Consider the following 19,010-nt stretch of genomic DNA (forward strand, 5'->3'; position numbering starts at 1 on the left):
TCTAATGAATTAAATTACGAATACATCTTTCTCCGAGATTAAAATTGGAGCAGGAAAATAAGTTACTAACTAAAAACCAAACCACAAATGAAAAAACAATACTTTATGTTCTTGTTACTGCTGCTATTTTCAGTAATGGGATTTTCGCAAACAATTCAAAAAATTGAAGCAGAAGCTTTTAATGAAGCTTCGGGAGCAAAAGCAGAAAATAATGCGGCACTTTCCGGAGGCAAAAATGTTGGATATATTAAAAATAATACCTGGATAAAATTCGCCGGACATGTATTTAATCAATACGATACTAGTTTTAATATTTTAGCAGCAGGAGCGACCGGAGGAACGATTGAGTTACGATTGGACTCTGCTGCCGGAACTTTAATAGGAACTGTCACAATAAGCGGATCAACTGGATTTAGCGATTACAAAAAGTTTTCGACTGGAATTACACCAACAACCGGTACACATGATTTATATCTGGTTTTTAAGCATCCAACAAATACTGGTTATCTGTTTAATTTAGATTATTTAGAAAAAGTAACGACTATTCCGGGTGCTATTACTTATACTCTGGCAACTAACGTGAGTCCTGCGGCATCGGGTACAGTTTCTTTGAATCCCGGGGGAGTTAATTTTGTTGATGGAACGGCAATTACAGTAACCGCAAATAAAAACTTTGGTTATAATTTTGTTAGATGGACAGATGGCAACGGAAATCCTGTTTCAACAGCAAATCCATATACTTTTACGATCACTTCAAATGCAACTCTTGTTGCAGAATATGCAGCAGTGAATACGTATACCTTAAACGTAAATGTTGCAGGAGCATTTGGCTTAGGCGAATATACGGTTTCTCCTGCCGGTAAAGATGGTGCATTCTCTGTTTACGAAACAGGAACAAATGTTACCATTACAGCGGTTGAAAATGATATTATTAAATTCAATAACTGGTCAGACGGATCAACAGCTTTAAGTACTTCGGTAACAATGACTGAAAACAAATCTGTTACTGGTACTTATGATAATGCAACATTTATCGCGGGCTGGACATTTAAAAACGATCAGTATGCGAATCCAAGAATTGCCGAATTATATTCGAAAGTTGAAAACAAACCTGAGTTATCTGCTTATAATGTAACAGATAATGTTTTTGCCCCAAATGTGAGATTGCAAAACAGAGGTGGAAAAAATGGTTTCTGTGTTTGGAATACCGTTAGAGGCGATTTTTTCTATTTTATGACCTCTTTTTCAACAGTAGGATATAAAAATATTAATGTTTCATCAGGGCTTATTGGTTACTATTATGGCTGTGACGAATGGACTTTTCAATATTCACTTGATGGTGTAAACTTTCAGAATATCTCCGCTTTAACTACAATAAATACAGGTTCGGTTACGCCAATCGGAGGAATATTGCCGCTTGAAGCAGAAGGAAAAGAAAAAATATATCTGAGATGGTTTCCAAATGTGAACGGACCAAAACACGGAAGTGCAACTGATGTAACAGCAACAGTTTTGTCTAATGTGATGGTCAAAGCAGAAGAAGTTTTAGTTTCGGATGCAATTGCTCCGGTACTTTTGTCTTCGCTTCCTGCAAATGCTTCAACTACGGTTGGCGCCAGCGGAAATATTATTCTTAATTATGATGAAAAAGTGAAGTTAGGTACAGGATTGGCAACACTTAACGGTAAAAATTTAACTGCGGAATTTGTAAATAAAACAGTAAAATTCAGCTATTTCGGATTAGACTATAATACACAATATACTTTCACATTGCCTGCAGGATTCGTGACTGATCTTTCAGGCAATAATGCACCAGCGGTTAACCTTTCTTTCAAAACAATGGAAAAACCAATTCCTGCTAAACGTGCTTTCGATTTAATTGTTGATGCGAATGCAACGTCAGATCAGGTTACTTCAGGTAAATATGTAAAAACAATTGCCGAAGCATTTACGAAAGCACCTTCTAATTCATCAACAAGATTTTTGGTGCTAATTACTAACGGTACTTATAATCTTGGTGGCGATGGTACAAATCCACAGGGAATCGTACTGCAGCTTCCTTCAGGAAAAAATAATGTATCCTTGATTGCCCAGTCAAAAGACAAAGTGATTCTTCAGGGAAATCCGGGTCAGGGAATTAAAAATCCTGTTCTTTCAATTGAAGCCAATGACTTATATATGGAAAACATAATAATTGAGCATAAAGACGGAGTGGTTAATTCTGGTCAGAAACCTGCACTTAACCCTGCCGGAGACAGAAATGTTTATAACGGAATCAAGCTTCGAAGCAAACAGGATACTCAGGTTACAGGCGGAAACAGAAGTTTTTACTACAAATCGACAATCGAAGGTGATGTAGATTTTATTTGTGGAGGAGGAACACACTGGTTTGAAGAGTGCAAACTTGTTTCTGTTGCAAGTGGTTATTTAGTTGCTCCAAATCACACTGCTGATGTTCAGTATGGCTATATTTTCAATAATAATACGATTACAGCTGCTACAAGTTATTATTTAGGACGTCCGTGGCAAAATGCTCCAAGGGCAGTTTATCTGAATACCACAATGGTAAACGAACCGAATACATTAGGCTGGGCAAGCATGGGAACATTACCGGCACTTTTTGCAGAATACAATAGTGTAAATGGAAGTGGAGTAGCGGTTAATACAGCCAACAGAACCAATGTGTTTTCAGTAAGTGGTGTTAATCAGACAGGAAATTATAATCCAATTTTAACCAAAGCACAAGCAGATCAATATACCATAGAGAATGTTTTGAGCGGAACAGACAAATGGGATCCTCGTTTGGTAGTAGAACAAATTGCAGCACCTTCGAATCTTACTTTTACAGGAAACAATACCCTGAAATGGGACAATAACCAGTATGCGATTTGTTATGTTGTGAGCAAAGACGGCAAGATAATCGACATTACAACAAATGCAGCTTATGTGGATAATGCTGCAGCTGCGGGGACTCATGAATACACGGTACAAGCAGTGAATGAATATGGCGGATTGAGTGTTGTGAGTGCTATTAGCGCAACGTTGGGATTAGGAAATGTAAACGAATCTAATGCGATAACTGCTTATCCAATACCAACAAAAGATATTGTAAACCTCACATTACCGGAAGGAATTGGAAGTTTAAATTATGAAGTTTATTCTGTTCAGGGACAAAAAGTCAAAAAAGGCGTGTTGGAAAGCAATACATCCCGTTCCATAGATATAAGCATGTTAAATCCTGGGCTTTACATTATCAGTATGAAAAATGCAGCAGGAGCAGTTTATAAAATAAAAGTGATTAAAAACTAAAACGCTAAAGATGAACAAACAATTATATAGTACGCTATTGCTGATGTTATTTTCGGTAATAGGATTTTCGCAAACCACCCAACGGCTTGAAGCTGAAAATTATAGTACCTCCAGTGGAGTATCTATTGAAACGAATGCTGCTCTCTCCGGAGGTAAAAATATCGGAAATTGTAAAAATGGAAACTGGATTAGATTTGCCGGACATGTCTTTAATCAATATGATACCCGTTTTGATATCGCTGCAGCCAGCAGAACGCAAACCGGATCACCAACTGTTGGAACTTTGGCCGGTACTGTTGAAATAAGAACAGATGCAGTTAATGGGACTTTAATTGGTACAGCCAATATTAACACGACTTCAACTGGGAATTGGACAACCTATCAAATTGTTTCTGTTGCAATAGCGCAGACAACTGGTACACACGATTTGTATTTTGTATTTAAACCTGTCACCGGAAATACGTATGTAGGTAATTTTGATTATTTTGAAAAAGTGACTGATAACTCCAATGTTGCCATCCATACTTTGACAACCGGTACAAACCCAGCCTCTGCCGGAAGTATTTCTTCTGCTCAGCCAGGAACTCAGTTTGTTGATGGAACGTCAATTACACTTACAGCAACTCCTAACTTTGGATATAATTTTGCGCGTTGGGTAGATGGTAATGGAAATCCAATTGCAACGGCTAACCCGGTTACATTTAATATCACTTCAAATACCACTTATGTGGCAGAATTTAAAGTAGCTAATACGCCCACAATATCTTATGTAAACTCAATTGGAGCTACGAGTTTGACAGGCTTAACTCCAATTGCTTATACAGAAGGAACTTCCATAACCTTGCCAGTTCCATCAGTCATTGGTTACACTTTCTACGGATGGTCAACATCGCCAACAGTACCCAACACAATTAAAAAAATTGAATCAACGGCTACTGGTAATCAGATATTTTATGCTTTTTGGGGTGCGGCAGGAACAAACAGTAAAGATACTCCCGCGTTTCCCGGAGCAGAAGGGTATGGTAAATATGTGACTGGTGGCCGTGGCGGAAAATTGATTTATGTAACGAATTTAAACGACTCAGGAGCAGGTTCACTAAGAGATGCCATTAATCAGTCAGGTCCAAGAATTGTTGTTTTTAAAGTATCAGGTACGATTAAGCTCGAAAGTGAATTAAATATCACGGATAATATTACAATTGCAGGACAAACAGCTCCGGGCGGAGGAATCACCCTGAGAGATTATAATGTTAAGGTAAGAGGAAACAATATTATTGTTCGCTATTTACGTTTTAGAATGGGAGATGAAAAAAATGTAGAGAATGATGCATTGGGAGGACGTTTCCAAAAAGATATTATAGTAGATCACTGCTCCATGAGCTGGTCAACAGACGAATGTGTTTCTTTTTATCAGAATGAAAATTTTACGCTTCAGTGGTGTATTATTTCCGAAAGTCTTCGAAATTCTGTTCACGGTAAGGGAGCTCACGGTTACGGTGGAGTATGGGGAGGAAGAAACGCTTCATTCCACCATAATTTATTAGCTCATCATGATAGCCGTAATCCAAGGTTAGGAGAATATGCAAACGATCCTTTTGCTTTAACCGATTTAGTAGATATACGTAATAATGTGATATACAACTGGGGAGGTAATAGCTGTTACGGTGGAGATGCCATGAATGTTAATCTGATAAATAATTACTGGAAACCGGGTCCTGGAAGTTCTAATTCTACAAAAGAACGTATTTTGTCAACAGGAAGAAGCCTTGATACAACATCGCCATTGTATGGGATCTGGGGGAAATATTATGTAGACGGAAATTATGTAAACAACTCGACGAGAGCTACTCAGGACAACTGGACGTTCGGTGTATTTAATCAGTTTCACGGCAGCCAGTTACCGGTAAGTGAAGCTAACAAAGACGAATTAAAAATTGAAACGCCACATGCATCTGGAGAAATCACAACGCATACAGCAGTAAAAGCGTATGAACTGGTGTTAGACCATGCGGGAGCAAATTTGTTCAGGGATGCAGTTGATTTAAGAGCTGTTAATGATACAAGATCCGGTACGGCATCTATCATGAATGGTGGTAACGGAAGCACAAACGGATACATTGATACCCAAATCGCTGCGGGTGGATGGCCAGTACTGCCAACTGAAACAGCGCCCGTTGATACTGACGGAGACGGTATGCCGGATACATGGGAAACAGAAAAAGGCCTAAATCCTTCTGTTGCCACAGATGGTAATCTAAAAACACTTGATGCAGGATATACCAATATTGAAGTTTACATCAATAGTATTGTAAAACAAATAACAGACAGTCAAAATGGAACTTTGGGTGTAAATGAGTATTCGAAAAAAAATGATTTATTTTATGTTTATCCAACCGTTGGTAAAAATAAAATAACCTTGAAATCTATTGTAGATTACGATACTGTAGCAATTATAAATCTTGCCGGACTCGTTGTAAAGAAAGTTGAAACAACCAGTACCGAAACCACTTTTTCAGTTAGTGATCTGACTGATGGAATTTACATTGTTAAAAGCCAAAAGACAGGAATGACAACAAAAATAATTGTCAAATAAATTTTGAAAAGGGGACAAAGTTTCAAACTTCAGTCCCCTTTTTTAAGAATATTTCAAGACCTTTATAGACTTTCAATAGTTATTAAAGTAAAACCTTTTAGCAATAATCGCCCCAATACCTTACCCAATTATACAATTAAGTTTATGAGTAACACCCAAAAAAAGTTGAGATTTCTACCAGCAGTTTTGCTTATTTTTTTCTCTGTCACGACATTATTGGCACAAAAAAGAATGGTACAGGATATATCCAATAATGACTGGCAGCTATGGCTGGATCCAATGGCACAATGGCAAAATGATGTTTTATATGCACCACCCGCTAATATTAGAGCGTTGCCTGTAAATTCGCCAACAGGAGGATGGCAGGCAATTGAAAAAGGAGAACGCAAAACCGTGCATCTTCCGGCCACAGTAGAAGAGTTTCACTGGGGGTGGAATAAAAATCCTTTTGGGGTTTCGGGGAATTATTTAGGAATTTCATGGTTTTCAACTGCAGTTAATGTGCCATCATCCATGAAAGGAAAACGAATTATACTGCATTTCGAAAGTGTCCGTTTCAGGGCAGAGGTATTTGTAAATCAAAAATTAGCAGGTTACGATTTAATTAACGGAACTCCTTTTGACGTTGATATAACCGATTATGTAACAACCGGAAAATCAAATAAAATAGATGTTAGAATTACGGATCCAAACGGGAATTTCGATTGGAGAGACAGTTCAAATTATATGTGGGGCGATTATCGTACCAATCCAACACACGGTTTTGGTGGAATTACCGGAAAAGTAAGTATTGTTGCTACTGACAATGTTTTTGTAAATGATATTTTCATCAAAAATAAGCCGGCAATCAATGAAATTGATGCTGAGATTTCATTAACCAATACTGCTTCAGAAGATTTTAGAGGAAACGTTTTATTACAAGTAAACGAAAGAAAATCAGGTAAATCTGTTTGGGAAAAAAGTTTTTCGATTGAGGCTGTTAAAGGAGATAATGCATCTCAGTCATTTACAATTAAAGTAGATAACGCAAAATTTTGGGATGTTGATAATCCGAATTTGTATGTGCTGAAAGCTTCGCTTAAAAAAGACAAAGAAGTAAAAGATATTGTAGAGAAAAAGTTTGGTTTCCGCTGGTTTGAAGTGAAAGAAATTGACGGCGACAAACAATTTTACCTGAACAACAAACGTATTGTAATAAGAACAGCAATATCCTGGGGTTTTTGGCCAGTAAACGGAATTGCACCAAGCGATGAACTGGCAAAAAAACAAATTACAGATGCTAAAGCCATAGGTTTGAATATGCTTAATTTTCATCGTACTATTGGTCAGACAAATGTTCTGGATTATGCTGATGAAATGGGATTATTATATTTTCAGGAACCAGGGGGAAATCAATTTCCGGCCAATCAATTCAATCCTAAAACAGCATCAGAAAAGGAACAAGCTGATTTCTATTTTGCAGCACGAGATGAAAAGTTCTTCAGAATGATCAAGCGTGACAGAAGTCATCCTTCATTGGTTATCTATAATATGCACAATGAAAGAGGAGCAGAGCCACAGAAAAAAGACAGCTTACAGATGCTGGCCGGACACAAACTGGATCCAACCAGAATAATGACGTACAATTCGAGTAATGGAGCAATAAAAATGGGACCAGATCCGCGTTTTAAACTGCATTTGTTGCCTTATGACAATCAATTTTATAATTATGGATGGTTCGACCAACATCATGCCGGAGGACCTGGTGTGTATCATGATAACTTATACAGCAATCCAAAAAAGTATGCAAAATACACAGACAATAAAGCAGAAATCGTTTATTATGGTGAAGAAGGAGCAATAGGAACGCCTCCAAGATTACAGTTAATCAGAGATGAAATTCTTAAAAAAGGTAAGGAAATAGGCTGGGAAAGTGACGATTATTTGAAATGGTACGATGCTTATGATGACTTCCTGAAGAAAAATGATTTCCAAAAATCGTTTCCTAATGTAGACAGTCTTACCCGAAAAATGGGTAATGTATCTTTTTATTATCAGGGAAGAACGATTGAAAATGTGCGAATCAATAATACGATAGATGGTTATGCTGTAAACGGCTGGGAAAGTATGAAGCTTGAAAACCATTCCGGAATTGTAGACAATTACAGAAACCTCAAAGGAGATCCCGATCTGATTGCCCGTTATAACAAGCCTTTGTACATAGCTGTAAAACTAACCAATAAAGTTTTGTCTGTTAAAGATTCAACTACTGTTGATTTTTTTATCGTGAACGAAAAAGACATTAAAGGAGCATTTGACCTAAAAGTTAAAGCAGTAAACGACAAAAAAGAAACGGTCTGGACAAAAACAATTCCTGTAAAAGTAAGCGGAGGAATTCAATACGGAGAATTACTGTCTTCTAAAAATACTTTTGTACCACAAACAGAAGGTTACACTAAAATTACGGCCGATTTGGTATCCAAAGAAAATGTTGTGATTGCCACAGGTAGTGATGAATTATTTGCCGTAAAACTGAACAAAGCTAAAATAACGTCTAATCTTGTAGTGGCTGACACTACCGGAATCCTTGCAAAATATTTCGATTCTGAAAAGATAGCCTACAAAGACTATAAAAAAGGAGAGCCATCAGGAAATTGTCTTGTTATTGGAGCTTTCAAACCACAGCAGACAGGAAATCCATTGGTAACCGATTTATTGGAATGGGTAAATAACGGAAACACTGTGGTTATCGTCAATGACATAGACATCTGGGCAACTTATTTTGCCAAAAAAGAAGCCGCTGATTACAGAGGTTTTAAGACATTAGGAACATCCTGGTACGGCGGAAATTTTTTTGTAAAAGAAACCAAATGGTTTGAAGGTCTGCCACAATCCTGTGTATTTAACTGGGAATACCAATGTTTTGCTACCTATAACAAAAACAGAATCGGATTGAGAATGTTCAATGGCGAAACCATAGTAGGATGCGTCTCTGATCATAAACAGGAAGTATATTCTGCTTTAACCGTTATGCCTCACGGACGCGGAAAAATCATTTTCTGTGCACTGGATATTTTCAGCTGTATCAAAGAAAATGAAGTAGTCAGAAAAGCAGAAGGAGACGGTGAAAATGCGGCTATGAAAACATTTAACGTGTCGTCCAAAAATAAAGCTAACATCTTAGGGCAGCAGCTTTTACTTAATTTGTTGAAATAAACGGAATATTATTTTTTAGGAGCAGGAATCATAAAGCTTTTTTAGCAGCATGGTTCCTGCTCTTCATTTTATCTTTTCTTTTTTAAAGGAAAAAAGAAAAGGATGACACTACGATCAGGGCTAAAAAATGAAATTATAATTTAAAAATAAAAACTAAGGAATTTGTTTTAATGGCAGAATAATTTTAAAAGTACTGCCTATTCCATATTTGCTCTCAACACAAATTTCGCCCTGGTGTATGCTTATAAATTCAGTACAGAGTAATAATCCGAGACCGCTGCCTGTTTCATTTTCTGTTCCTCTTTGGATAACTTTTCTATTAATTTTAAATAATTTTTCTTTTATACCATCCGGAATCCCAATTCCGTTATCAATTACAGATATTTCTGCATTTTGATCCTTTTTCAATAGCTTTACTTCAATTTTACCATTTTTACCAGTAAACTTAATAGCATTGCTTAATAAATTTCGTAAAACAGTATCAATCATATTTTTATCGGCTTCAACTTCTATAAGATCGGCCGGTTCAAACAAAAGATCTATATTTTTGCTTAATGCTGTATTTTTATTCAGATCAATATTTTCTTCAATCAATACATTCAGCAATATTTTTTTTGGACTGAATGTAATCATTCCGGTTTGCACTCGCGACCATTCCAACAGGTTTTCGAGTAATTTGTAGCTGTTTTTATTGGATTGATACAGCATTTCTGAAATGTCCCTGATTTCTTCCCGACTGTGTTTTTCTATATCTTCAGCCAATAATTCTGAAAGGGAAACAGCTGATCCTAATGGTCCTCTCAAATCATGTGATATAATAGAAAAAAATTGATTTTTGTCGTCCAGAAGTTTCTGAATTTTCTGGTCTTGTTTTTCTTTTACCAATAGCAAAAAACCAACAATCCCAACAAGGGACAATAGAAATAAACCAATACTATAAAAACTATCGAGAGTATTATAAGAAAAAAAGAGATTCTGTGGATCCATGTACCTGTAAATGGCACGTATTACAATCAGAATTTCAAATCCAATATAGCAAACCACATAGAAAGTCCTGAAAAAATTTTGTCCTTTTTCATTAAAATAATGAATTATAGGGGGTAAAAAAATAGCAAATAGCGCTATAGAAGCTATTAAAACCCGGGTATTGATTGTACTTCCAAGTAAAGTTCCTATGTTGAAAACTAATATAGCAACGATAGTTATTCCTATTTGCAGTCTGTAGCTTTTCTTTGGATTTATTTTAAGAACCGATAACATGGCTATTGTTTCGTAACAGCAGGCACAAAAAACAAGCGAATTAGCGATGTTGATTGAAATAAAATCGTCAATGATATTTCTTAAAATGATCAGTATCCATGCAATGGTCAATAGTAGTTTCCCTAAACCAAACCATTTCAATATTTTTCTGTTATCAATCGTAGCATAGGAAAATGAATAACTGAAAATAAGAATGCAGGTAAAAAAATTGCCCCAAAAATAAAGTAAAAAAATTGTTTTTGGATCTACAGGTACAAGTACGGGCATTATTTGATTGGGGCTTATTAAAAATAGAAAGGGCAAATATACAAATTAAGCTAATAATAATTTGTAGAAATCACTGATTATGAAAGCTTTTAAGTCCTCTATGAAAACGAGTATTCAAATAAGGCTCTTAATTATGGAAAATTTGTACTTTTTTAAAAGATTTCTTTTTAGGGATAATTTTTAAACCTAATAACCTCCAAAAACTTTTTTTATTAATCCCCTTTTTATTAAAATAAAAAATATCGGGTATGGGTTGAGTTACTGTCTGGTCCTCACATTCGGCTTTGTATTTTATCATATCATAAAACAGACACTCCTTTTTGTTAGAAAATATTACACGACCATTATCCCATCTCATTTTATCATTCATGGTTCTATGGAAATAAGATTCAAAAAGAACCTTAATTCTCCCTTCTTTCTGAGCTTTACAGACTACATGAGTCATGCTTCTGTGGTTTGGAAAGTCAAAAACTGACACGCCGGGTGTTTGCAATTCATCATATAAAGAATTACACTCATCAAAACCTGTCCATTCCGGGGAAGAAAATACTTTTTGATAATCCGGACTTTCCATAAATAAAGTCCTCATGAAATAATTATTGCGGTACAAGCAAAATGTTCCAGTTATGAAGTTTTTATGTGAATTTATAAGATCGTAATTATTTAAAATATCAGGAGTAATAAACCCTCTTATATTCCCATAAACCATGTCAATGTCTCCATGTCCCCAAAAATCATATTTTTCAAAAATATCCTCATACAAAAATCCATAAGCAGGCTTGAAATCACATAATTTATAAGGTTTATCGAAATTCAATTCAAAACCGAATTTTTTAGCTGCCAAAGTTTTGAATTCATCTAATGGCTGGTGCACTATAATAACATTTGATGGTTTATTTGGAATTTCTTGTGTGTTACCGGTTACAATTATAAAATCTATCGTTGGATTAGCAATACACGATTTGATGAAATAGGGAAAATACCAAGGGTAATCTCCGTGCCAACAGGTAATTAAAGCTATAGAATGCTGTATATTCATTGTGTTAATCTATTTATTTAATTGTAGTATTCAATAAGAGAAATTGTAATAAGCTCTGTAATTATTGCGATTTGGGAGCTAAAGTAAGTTGTATTTTTGGAATTTTCAGTATTAAGATTAATGTTTATTACTAATAATAAATTACCGATAACTTCTATTCGTTTTCTAAAAGTTCCTTTATAAAAATAGATACTCATTCAAAGTCTTTTTTAGAAGATGGCATTTTTTAGATTTAGTTTATTTTTTAACAAAAAATTAACCATTATAATAATGGAACGATCGTTCCGTTATTATACCTTTGTACCATAATAATTAAATAATCAATAATTTAAAACAGAATAAAAATGAAAAACTTAGAAAACAAAGTAGCTATCGTAACAGGTGGAAACAGCGGAATAGGGTATGCAACAGCAGCCGAATTAGCAGCAAAAGGTGCGAAAGTAATTATAACAGGCAGAAATAAAGAAGCTTTACTTAAAGCGGAAACAGAATTAAATGTTGTCGGAATTGTTGCAGATCAATCAGATTTAAAATCAATTGACAACCTGATTGAAGAGGTAAAAACACAATTTGGCAAAATTGATATAGTATTTTTAAATGCAGGAATTGCTTCTTTTGCCCCATTAGAATCAGCTTCAGAAGAGCATTATGACAGCATCATGAATGTGAATGTAAAAGGGGTTTACTTTACTGTTCAAAAATTACTGCCAATTTTAAATGATGGAGGTTCTATTATTTTCAATACGTCGATAAATGCTCACGTTGGTATGCAAAACTCTAGTGTTTATGCCGCAAGTAAAGCTGCTGTTTTGTCTTTAAACCGTGTTTTTGCTTCTGAACTGGCATCTAGAAAGATTAGGGTAAATGCAGTTTCACCAGGTCCTGTTGCAACTCCGCTGTATGGTAAATTAGGTTTAGAAAAAGAAGAAGTAGAAGGTTTTGGAACTGTGCTAGGAGAAAAGATTTTACTGAAACGTTTCGGACAGGCTTCAGAAATTGCAAAAACTGTTGGATTTTTAGCTTCTGATGATGCTTCTTTTATTACAGGAACAGAAATTGTCATTGATGGCGGACTTACAGTAAATCAGGTAGTATAATTTTTTTGACTAATTCAGGAATGATTGTTCCGTATTTTATATCTTTGTATAAGAATTTTTAAATTTTATTATAATGGCCAGAACGAAAGAATTTAATGAAGATCAGGCTTTGGATAAAGCCATAGAGATTTTTTGGCACAAGGGGTATAACGGAACGTCTGCTCAGGATTTAGTAAGCCATTTAAGTCTAAGCCGTTCGAGCCTGTATGATACATTTGGAGACAAGCAAAAGCTATTTGTAAAATCGCTGTTACGTTATCAGAAAAAGGCACAAGACCAAATTATAAAGCTTTTTGAGGAATCCGAAAATATCAGGCAAACTTTAAAGGATATTTTTAAACAGGCAGTATTGGAAAGTTTAGAAGATCGCATTACAAAAGGTTGCTTTATGGTAAACTCGTCTGTTGAATTAGCTATGCATGATGAAGAAATTGCAAAGATTGTAAAAAATAATGGGCAGATTATGGAAGAAGTTTTTACGAAAGCAATCCAAAAAGGGCAGAATTTGAAGCAAATTTCAGATAAAACCGATGCCAGGGCATTGGCCAGATTCATTTTCAATAACTATTCCGGAATTCGTGTTTTGGCGCGATCAGGAGAAAGAGACAAACAAGTTTATGATGATATTGTAAAGTCGATATTTTCAGCATTATAAATAATTTAAGAACATTAAAACAGCCTCAATTATGAAAATAATTGGGGCTGTTGGTTTATAAGCTGTTTCATTCTGAATCGCAATGAGGACAACTAGTATTCAAAAGCGCTTCAAATGATTAAACTTCAGATTAGTAACTACATAAAAGCATTAATTTTAAATTATTTGTAAATATAAAGTGTAGTTAGAAAAAAAATGTCGTTTTTTGTAAGTGTGTTTTATACAATTATAAATAATTTTACTAAAAAACACATAAGAGCGGGGGAATAGCGCTATATCTTGACATCTTAAATTATTTTCATCAATAGACTTAAGGTCAAAATAAAACTATTTCACAATATATCTTTACGACTAACCATAAAACCAACCCAACCATGCGAAAAGTATTAAAGTATTGTATTACTGTTCTTTTGCTCCAATCATTTACAACATCAATTTATGCGCAAAGTCCTGAAATTAAAGTAGACCTTAAGCAGGAAATTGCAGATATGAAACCTGTATGGGCCTGGTTTGGTTATGATGAGCCTAATTATACTTACATGAAAGACGGCAAAAAACTCCTTAGCGAAATTGCTGCACTAAGTAAGGTTCCGGTTTATGTACGTACGCATAGTCTGCTCGTAACTGGTGATGGAGTTGCGGCATTAAAATGGGGTTCTACTAATGCTTATACAGAAGACAGTAATGGAAATCCTATATACAACTGGAGAATTGTGGACAGTATTTTTGATACTTATGTTTCCCGGGGAATGAAACCTTTGGCACAAATAGGGTTCATGCCCGAAGCATTGTCTACACATCCTGTTCCATACAGACATTACTGGAAACCCGGTGATCCTTACACTGATATTATTACCGGATGGGCTTATCCGCCGAAAGATTATGATAAATGGAGAAATCTGGTTTATGAATGGGTTAAACATTCGGTTGAACGTTATGGACAAAAAGAAGTAGAAAGCTGGTATTGGGAAGTTTGGAATGAACCAAACGGACATTACTGGAAAGGTACACGTGAAGAATTTTTTAAGATGTATGATTATGCAGCAGACGGATTAAAAAAAGCACTCCCAACTGCAAAAATTGGAGGTATAAATATTGCAGGCACAAGAGGTAAGGGAGCTCAGGAGTGGACAAATGATTTTATTAAACATTGTATCAGTGGTTTCAATTATGCTACAGGCAAAACAGGTTCACCCATGGATGCCATTCTTTTTCATGCAAAAGGTTCTCCTAAACTAGTTGACGGAGCAGTTCGGATGGATATGGCGCCCCAATTAAATGATATCCAGACCGGATTTAAGCTTACGATGTCATATCCGGAAACAAAAGATCTTCCGATTATCATAGGTGAGTCGGATCCGGAAGGCTGTGCAGCTTGTGGAATGGCTACTAATCCTGAAAATGCTTACCGAAATGGTACCATGTACTCCAGTTATACAGCGGCATCTTTTGCACGAAAATATATTTTAGCAGATCAGACAAAAGCCAATTTTCTGGGAGCAGTATCCTGGTCTTTCGAATTTGAAGATCAGCCATGGTTTTATGGTTTCCGTGATCTTGCAACGAATGGAGTTGACAAGCCTGTATTGAACGTTTTCAGAATGTTTGGAATGATGTCCGGGAAACGTTTAAACGTGACAAGTAATCGTATGTACCCAATAGAAGAAGTCCTAAAATCAAGTATCCGTGGTGATCAGTCAGACATTGGAGCACTGGCAAGCAAAGATGCAAAGTCTGCCGCAGTAATGATATGGAATTATCATGATGCTGATAAAACGGGTCCAATGGAAATCGTAAATGTTGCTATTGAAAATATTCCCTCTAAAAAAGTTACGCTTACTATTTATTTAATTGACAAGGAAAACAGCAATTCATATGAAGTCTGGAAAAAAATGGGCTCACCCAAAAATCCAACACAACAACAGATCGATACTCTTGAAAAATCCGGTAAACTAAAATCTATATCCACCAGGAAAATAAAAATTACAGACGGTAAAACAGCCGTACAAGTACAAATGGAACGTCAGGCTGTAGCTTTAATAAAGCTTGATTTGTAATATAAAACACCTGTTGTTTTATAGAATTATCTTAAAGAAAAAAGTAAGGTAATTTACTTTAAACAATAGAATTAAAACATTTTACAGATTACAAATTACATTTTACAACTTACAAAGAAATAAGCATGAAATTAATTAGAATTTTCGTTTTGGCAATAATGGCTGTAATCAATCCATTTCAAGGCAATTCACAATCCATTACATTTAATAATCCAATTGCAGAACAGAGAGCTGATCCGTGGGTACATAAAACAGATACAGGTGAATATTATTTAATTGCCACAGTTCCCGAATATGACCGAATAGTAATACGAAAAGCCACCAGCATAAACGGTTTAAAAGAAGCAAAAGACAAAGAAGTCTGGCATAAACATGAAAAAGGGGTGATGGGCAGCCATATCTGGGCTCCTGAATTGCACAGGATAGACGGAAAATGGTATATCTATTTCGCTGCAGGTGAGTCTGAAAATATCTGGAATATCAGGATTTGGGTGCTGTCTAATCCTTCAGTGAATCCTATGGAAGGCAAATGGACAGAAGAAGGGCAGTTGAAAACGCAAAAAGAATCATTTTCATTAGACGCTACAACTTTTGAACATAAAGGCAAAAGATATCTTATTTGGGCACAAAATGTAAGAGGAGGAAACCACGGTACAGCTTTGGTTTTATCCGAAATGAAAAATCCGACAACCCTAACAGGTCCTGAAGTGATTTTAACAGAACCTGAATTTAGCTGGGAAAGAGAAAAATATAACGTAAACGAAGGTCCTGCCGTAATAAAAAAGAACGGAAAAATATTTGTAACGTATTCTGCCAGTGCAACAAACCACAATTATTGCATGGGTTTGTTATGGATCAATGAAAATACGGATTTGCTTGACATTGCAAATTGGCAAAAATCTCCCGGTCCTGTTTTTTATACGAATGAAGAACTGAAAAGATACGGCCCCGGTCACAATTCATTTACCACCAGCGAAGACGGAAAATCAACAATAATGATTTATCATGCAAGAGATTATAAAGAAATTCAGGGGCATGAATTATCCGATAAAAATCGCGCAACAAGAGCAAGAGTTGTAGAATTTACAAAAAGTGGTTTTCCTGATTTTATGCAGAATAAAAATGATTAATATTATTTGTACTATAATAATCTAAAAGAATATTCATGAAACGTATTAAACTCTTTTTTTATCTGGCTTTAATTATGCCTGTAACTTTTTTGGCACAAACAAAAGCAACTATAATTATCGAAAATAACTCGAATATAGACCGAAAAAAAACCGTTGTAACAGTAAACTGGAAAAACATTTTAGAGCGTTATCCTAAAATTGATACTTCAAATTTTGTGGTAATCAATTCAAAAACTAAAAAGCAGGTTGCTTATCAATTAGAGCATCAAAATTCTTCTTCTATTCAAAATGTATTGGTTCAGGTTGATGTTAAAGCAAAATCTAAACTGACTCTCTATATACAAGAGGGAAAACCTGAAATATTTACTGTAAAAACCTACGCCAGATATGTTCCGGAACGCAAGGATGATTTTGCATGGGAAAACGATCAGATTGCTTTTCGTACTTACGGCAAAGCGATTGAGGGCTCAAACGAAGATGCCTACGGTTTTGACGTATGGGTAAAACGTACTAATAAAATGATTATTAACGAACGATATAAGTTAGCAGATTACCATACGGATCACGGGGATGGTTTGGATTATTATCAGGTAGGACATACATTAGGTGCAGGAAATATGGCACCCTATGTAAAAGATACCATTCGTTATTCAGCCAATTATCACCAGTGGAAAGTACTCGATAACGGCCCGTTACGCTCCACCTTTCAATTGATTTATGATGAATGGAATGCAGGAGGAATAAAAGTCAATGCTGTAAAAACAATATCATTGGATGCAGGTTCTCAGCTCAGCAGGATAGAAAACATTTATAGTTATGATGACGACAAATCAATGTCGCTGCCTGTTGTGGTAGGAATCAGCAAAAGGCCAGCAGCGGGAAATATTTTACTGAATGAACAACAGGGAATTATGGGGTATTGGGAGCCCACTTTTGAAAAAAACGGTACAACCGCTATAGGTTCTATATTGACAACACCAACAACGAATATGTGGATCGATAAGACCCAGCTATTAGCAAAAACAACAATCAAAAGCACCGAACCTGTTGTTTATTATACCGGAGCAGCCTGGGATAAAGCCGGAAAAATCACTGATGCAAAAAAATGGTTTCAATACCTGGAAAATTTTTCTCTGGAAATAAAAAATCCGCTGCTAGTTAGCATAAAATGATAATATTCAAATCCTGTGAAGATTTTTACACGATTTAAAAAGCACATTTATAAGTTAGGAACAATTGAATTGTATATAATACAAAAACAATATTTTAATATAAAAAACAACTCTTTTAAGAAATCAATTCTCATATTCATCTATTTTTATGGTATAAGATTCTTTTAAGATATATTTGCAACATGAGCTCAAAAAGGATTACCATATACGATTTAGCAAAAGAACTTAAACTTTCTGTATCCTACGTTTCCAAAGCCCTGAACAACAAACCGGGGGTAAAAGAAGAGGTAAGGCAAACTGTTTTAAAAAAAGCTGCCGAACTTAATTTCAAACACAATACACAAGCAGCAAACTTAAGACGTGGTTCATCCCGAACCCTTGGAGTAATTGTGCCTCAGATTAATCAAAATTTCTTTTCAGAAGCCATTTCCGGGATAGAAAAAGCATGTGCCGAAAACAAACATAACCTGATTATTTGCCAGTCACATGAAAAATCTGATGTGGAAGAAAAAGCAATCAATACACTGATTCACCAAAACGTTGACTGCATTTTAATTTCCCTTTCAAAAGAAACACAGTCTGCAAAAGTTTTAGAACAGGTTTCAGAGCATAAAATCAATCTAATTCAATTTGACCGTTGTGATGAAAGTTTCCCTGGTCACAGAGTTATAAATGACAATAAGGAGGCAACTTATAAAGCAGCAAAAAGCATGATTGACGAAGGCTATCAGCGTCTTGCGTTTATTGGCGGCCCTTTGCACATGGATTTATACATGAATCGAAAGGAAGGTTTTATCAAAGCAATTAAAGAAGCTGAAATGCATGTTCCGGATCATTTTATTGTAGACGATAATATTAGTAAAGAAAATGCATTTCAGACAGCTATGAAACTTCTGGAATTACCTGAACCACCGGATGCTTTTCTTGCTATTTCAGATTTACAGGCTTTAGGAATTATATTAGCTATCAACCAGTCAGGATTAAAAATCCCGGAAGATGTTGGTGTTTTTGGATATGCTAATGAGCCTTTTACAGAGATTGTTACACCTTCAGTTTCAACCGTAGATCAAAACAGTGAGAAAGTAGGATACGAGGCAGCAATGCTATACTTTGACCATATTTTAAACAAGGAAAGTAGTGAAATTATCACTAAAATAATTGAATCCGACCTTATTATCAGAACTAGTTCAAGAAGAAACAATCCACATAATCTGCAGTAATTCTATAGTAGCAAAT

Annotated in this window: 12 protein-coding genes; 9 read left to right on the top strand and 3 right to left on the bottom strand. The window is 35.5% G+C overall.

What is annotated here, in order from left to right:
* Positions 1 to 87 precede the first annotated feature (87 nt).
* The 3 genes from DMB68_RS06120 (at position 88) to DMB68_RS06130 (ending at position 9,097) form a co-directional block, all read left to right on the top strand.
* The gene (locus DMB68_RS06120; protein WP_110345738.1) at positions 88 to 3,309 is read left to right on the top strand and encodes a pectinesterase family protein; all 3,222 of its coding nucleotides are present in this window, start codon (positions 88 to 90) and stop codon (positions 3,307 to 3,309) included.
* A 10-nt stretch (positions 3,310 to 3,319) separates the two neighbouring features.
* A complete protein-coding gene (locus tag DMB68_RS06125) occupies positions 3,320 to 5,902 on the top strand; it encodes a carbohydrate-binding protein (protein WP_110345739.1) in 2,583 nt (860 codons plus the stop codon).
* Positions 5,903 to 6,046: 144 nt separating this feature from the next.
* The gene (locus DMB68_RS06130) at positions 6,047 to 9,097 is read left to right on the top strand and encodes a glycoside hydrolase family 2 protein (protein WP_110345740.1); all 3,051 of its coding nucleotides are present in this window, start codon (positions 6,047 to 6,049) and stop codon (positions 9,095 to 9,097) included.
* 153 nt (positions 9,098 to 9,250) lie between these two features.
* On the opposite strand, the gene DMB68_RS06135 is transcribed toward DMB68_RS06130, so the two are convergent.
* The 3 genes from DMB68_RS06135 to DMB68_RS23230 form a co-directional block, all read right to left on the bottom strand.
* A complete protein-coding gene (locus DMB68_RS06135) occupies positions 9,251 to 10,624 on the bottom strand; it encodes a sensor histidine kinase (RefSeq protein ID WP_110345741.1) in 1,374 nt (457 codons plus the stop codon).
* Positions 10,625 to 10,751: 127 nt separating this feature from the next.
* On the bottom strand, positions 10,752 to 11,663 hold the full coding sequence (locus DMB68_RS06140; RefSeq protein ID WP_110345742.1) for a DUF6625 family protein: 912 nt from the start codon (positions 11,661 to 11,663) through the stop codon (positions 10,752 to 10,754).
* Positions 11,664 to 11,680: 17 nt separating this feature from the next.
* Positions 11,681 to 11,860, bottom strand: coding sequence for a hypothetical protein (locus DMB68_RS23230; protein ID WP_124019391.1), 180 nt, complete (start codon positions 11,858 to 11,860; stop codon positions 11,681 to 11,683).
* Positions 11,861 to 12,007: 147 nt separating this feature from the next.
* On the opposite strand from DMB68_RS23230, the gene DMB68_RS06145 reads away from it, so the two are divergent.
* The 6 genes from DMB68_RS06145 to DMB68_RS06170 all read left to right on the top strand — a co-directional run bounded on the left by DMB68_RS06145 (position 12,008) and on the right by DMB68_RS06170 (position 18,994).
* Complete coding sequence (locus DMB68_RS06145; RefSeq protein WP_110345743.1) at positions 12,008 to 12,760, top strand: glucose 1-dehydrogenase; 753 nt, start codon at positions 12,008 to 12,010, stop codon at positions 12,758 to 12,760.
* Between the two features lie 73 nt (positions 12,761 to 12,833).
* The gene (locus DMB68_RS06150; protein ID WP_110345744.1) at positions 12,834 to 13,415 is read left to right on the top strand and encodes a TetR/AcrR family transcriptional regulator; all 582 of its coding nucleotides are present in this window, start codon (positions 12,834 to 12,836) and stop codon (positions 13,413 to 13,415) included.
* Between the two features lie 374 nt (positions 13,416 to 13,789).
* Entirely contained in the window at positions 13,790 to 15,472 is a 1,683-nt protein-coding gene (locus tag DMB68_RS06155; RefSeq protein WP_110345745.1) for a GH39 family glycosyl hydrolase, read from the top strand.
* 125 nt (positions 15,473 to 15,597) lie between these two features.
* Positions 15,598 to 16,602: a glycoside hydrolase family 43 protein gene (locus DMB68_RS06160; RefSeq protein ID WP_110345746.1), complete on the top strand. Its 1,005-nt coding sequence runs from the start codon at positions 15,598 to 15,600 to the stop codon at positions 16,600 to 16,602.
* A 35-nt stretch (positions 16,603 to 16,637) separates the two neighbouring features.
* A complete protein-coding gene (locus DMB68_RS06165; RefSeq protein ID WP_231131590.1) occupies positions 16,638 to 17,774 on the top strand; it encodes a DUF4861 family protein in 1,137 nt (378 codons plus the stop codon).
* Between the two features lie 182 nt (positions 17,775 to 17,956).
* Positions 17,957 to 18,994: a LacI family DNA-binding transcriptional regulator gene (locus tag DMB68_RS06170; RefSeq protein WP_110345747.1), complete on the top strand. Its 1,038-nt coding sequence runs from the start codon at positions 17,957 to 17,959 to the stop codon at positions 18,992 to 18,994.
* Positions 18,995 to 19,010: the final 16 nt, after the last annotated feature.

This window comes from Flavobacterium hydrophilum (genome assembly GCF_003202405.1).
Lineage (GTDB): Bacteria > Bacteroidota > Bacteroidia > Flavobacteriales > Flavobacteriaceae > Flavobacterium > Flavobacterium hydrophilum.

Coding starts and splice junctions, on each gene's coding strand:
- DMB68_RS06120 (WP_110345738.1), top strand. CDS start 88: ATGAAAAAACAATACTTTATGTTCTTGTTACTGCTGCTATTTTCAGTA.
- DMB68_RS06125 (WP_110345739.1), top strand. CDS start 3,320: ATGAACAAACAATTATATAGTACGCTATTGCTGATGTTATTTTCGGTA.
- DMB68_RS06130 (WP_110345740.1), top strand. CDS start 6,047: ATGAGTAACACCCAAAAAAAGTTGAGATTTCTACCAGCAGTTTTGCTT.
- DMB68_RS06135 (WP_110345741.1), bottom strand. CDS start 10,624: ATGCCCGTACTTGTACCTGTAGATCCAAAAACAATTTTTTTACTTTAT.
- DMB68_RS06140 (WP_110345742.1), bottom strand. CDS start 11,663: ATGAATATACAGCATTCTATAGCTTTAATTACCTGTTGGCACGGAGAT.
- DMB68_RS23230 (WP_124019391.1), bottom strand. CDS start 11,860: ATGAGTATCTATTTTTATAAAGGAACTTTTAGAAAACGAATAGAAGTT.
- DMB68_RS06145 (WP_110345743.1), top strand. CDS start 12,008: ATGAAAAACTTAGAAAACAAAGTAGCTATCGTAACAGGTGGAAACAGC.
- DMB68_RS06150 (WP_110345744.1), top strand. CDS start 12,834: ATGGCCAGAACGAAAGAATTTAATGAAGATCAGGCTTTGGATAAAGCC.
- DMB68_RS06155 (WP_110345745.1), top strand. CDS start 13,790: ATGCGAAAAGTATTAAAGTATTGTATTACTGTTCTTTTGCTCCAATCA.
- DMB68_RS06160 (WP_110345746.1), top strand. CDS start 15,598: ATGAAATTAATTAGAATTTTCGTTTTGGCAATAATGGCTGTAATCAAT.
- DMB68_RS06165 (WP_231131590.1), top strand. CDS start 16,638: ATGAAACGTATTAAACTCTTTTTTTATCTGGCTTTAATTATGCCTGTA.
- DMB68_RS06170 (WP_110345747.1), top strand. CDS start 17,957: ATGAGCTCAAAAAGGATTACCATATACGATTTAGCAAAAGAACTTAAA.